1 protein-coding gene is annotated in these 2,723 nt (G+C 29.0%); it reads right to left on the bottom strand.

Features of this window, described 5'->3' with window-relative positions; all coding sequences use genetic code 11:
• Positions 1-2,723: SMC family ATPase (locus SPD90_RS05915; RefSeq protein WP_320924624.1), on the bottom strand; the 2,723-nt coding region annotated here is incomplete at both ends.

Below are 2,723 nucleotides of genomic sequence, written 5' to 3'. Positions count from 1 at the left end.
TCCTTTAGTCGTTCTCTTTCCTCTTCATCTATAAGCGAATTTTTTACGGCGTAAATGCTCTCAAATTTATATTCAAATAAAAGCTCGTTTAAAGTCACCTTTGAAGATTTGTATTTAATTTGTGATTCTTCTAATTTACCTTTTAGTTCACTTATTTTTGATTTTAGCTTTTCATTTTTATATTTTTCGTCCTCAACTTGAACCCTTAATTTCGCCTCTGTTGAAGTTATTCTATTTATTTCGTCTATTATATTATCTAAAAGGTATTTTGGATTTTGACCCTTTGTTATAGAGTTGAATTCAGCTTCTTTTTGAGATTTATCCTTTAAATTACTTTCATTTTCCTTGTTTAAATTAGATATATTTTTATCTATTTGCGTAAATAAATCTCTTTTTTCCTTTAAATTCAACTCTATTGCTTCCTTTTTATCCTTTAAAACTGAGTTCTTTTGGTCTATTTCCTCTATAATTCTAGAATTTTTATTTATCTCTTCTACCTTTTCTTTTAGGTTTTCTATTTTTAGACTAGATATCATATATAAATACTGTTGTTTTAGCGAATCGTAGTTTTTATTTATTTTTTCTACGTTTTCCTTTAAGTATTTTAAATTGTCGCTTTTATTTACAATATCTTTGTTTAATTCTATCTCTTCTTTTTCCTTTTTATTTTTTATTTGTTCTAATTCTTTTATTTCTTTTTCTAAATTTTCCTTTGTTTTTGTCCAGTCTTCAATTTTTTCTCTTAAGGATATTACTTCCTTCGATAAAAGATTTAGATCCTTATTCAAATCTATTGATTTTAAATCGCCAATTTCAGACTTGACCTCTGATATTGATTCTTCAGTCATGCTTATAGTACTAGTCAACTTACTTTGCACTCTTATAGCTTCGTCGTATTTTTTATTTTGAGCGTTTATCTTTTCTTCAATTTTTATGATTTGAGATCCTATGTAGTCTATTTTTTCGTTGTTGTTTACTACATGTGAATCTGGATGGTGGATAGAACCACAAACTGGGCAAGGACTTCCATCTTGTAAACCACTTTTTAATTCATTTGCCAAGTTTAGGAATTTTTCTTCGTTTAAATCTTTTTCTAAGCTCGACTTTTCATTTTTATACTTTTCAATAGATTCTTTTAGTGATTTTATCTCTCTATCTACTTTATATTTTTCCTCTTTGTCCTTGTTTAATTTTTCTTGAAGCTGATTTAGCTTGTTTTCATTTTGTACAGTTTTATCGTATAGAGATTTTAAAGTCAAGGCTTTATTTGATTTTAAAACTATCTCGTCGTTAGTCCCTGGACATTTTGAAACTAAAATATCGTATTTTTGATTTATATTTTTCAGCTTAAGCTTTGCATCCTTAGTTGAATTTTGTATATAACCAAATTGACTCTTTAAATCGTCTAATTCCTTAGATAAAACTGGTATATTTTGTTTATTTTCTTCAAATTCCTTTTTAACTCTCAAGTATTCTCTTTCAACTTCAAAAGCTTTGTACACCTTTTCTTTAAAATCTTCACTCGTCTTCAATGAAGATATTTTATTTTCATTTTCCTTGATTGAACTATTTATTTTAGAATTTTGCTCCTCTAATCCACTTATTTCTCTATCTAGTGAAGATTTCTCTCTACCAAAATCGTAAACCTTTGCTTTTAAGGATTCTATTTCAGATAATACTTCTTTTATTTGATTTTCTATTATTATAGCTCTCTCAAATTTTTGTTTACTAGCTATCAAGCCTTCTAGCTTGCTGTCCTTTTCTTTTTGAGCTTGTTCATATCTGACTTTGGTAGATTCATATTCTCTATTAGACTCTGTAAATTGGCGATTTAAATTTTCCAATGTCAAGCTGTACTCAGATATAGATTTTTCAAAATCCTGTACATTTTTTATATGAGGATCTACTATTTTTGCATGTCCTGAGCGTTCGATTTTAACCTTGCTTGCTTGTATTTCATCGATCTTTTGATCTAACTTAGCTTTTCTATTTTCCTTTTCCTCTAAGGATTGTTGATATCCTATAACTTCTCTATATTCGTTGTATTTCTTCTCTGTATCTTCTAATTCTCTTTTTTTGTTTCTAGAAGTAGCTTGAAGCTCTGTCAAAGCCTTATATGTTTCATCAAATACCTCTTGAGTAGTTCCTTCATATTGTAAAAGGCTGTTTTCTAAAACCTCTATTTCTACAATCTTTGAATCTCTTCTTTTTTTAACCTTTTCAGTTAAAGATTTTCCGTATTTTTCAAGGTTGAAGATTCTCTCGAGCATTTCTCTTCTCTTGCTGTCGTCTAATTGTAGAAATTCACTAAACTTACCCTGTGGCAAAACTACTGATCTAGTAAAATCAGATGAAGTAAGACCTACTATATCCACAATCGCCTTGTCTACTTGAGTTTTTTTCTCTGCTATGACTGTTTTATTTCCATTGTCGTGTATTTCGACTAGTGTGGCACTGTATGAATTGGCAGCGCCTGATTTATTTCTATTTAAAATTCTTTCGACCTCGTATCTCTTTTTATTGTGCTTATTTCCTATTTCAAATACATATCTTATTACAGCTCTATTGCAGGCTGTATTTATATATTCATTTGTATCTCTAGATATATTTCCATACATGGCTATAGTAATTGCGTCTAGTATAGTTGATTTACCACTTCCAGTTTTTCCAAAAATACCAAATAACCCTCTAGAAGTCAGTTCCTCAAAGTCTATAACCTGCTT

Origin of the sequence: Intestinibacter sp. (assembly GCF_034113885.1) — a bacterium.
Classification (GTDB): Bacteria; Bacillota; Clostridia; order Peptostreptococcales; family Peptostreptococcaceae; genus Intestinibacter.
Note: the sequence above shows the minus strand (reverse complement) of the source record. Positions and strands in the feature narration are given on the sequence as shown.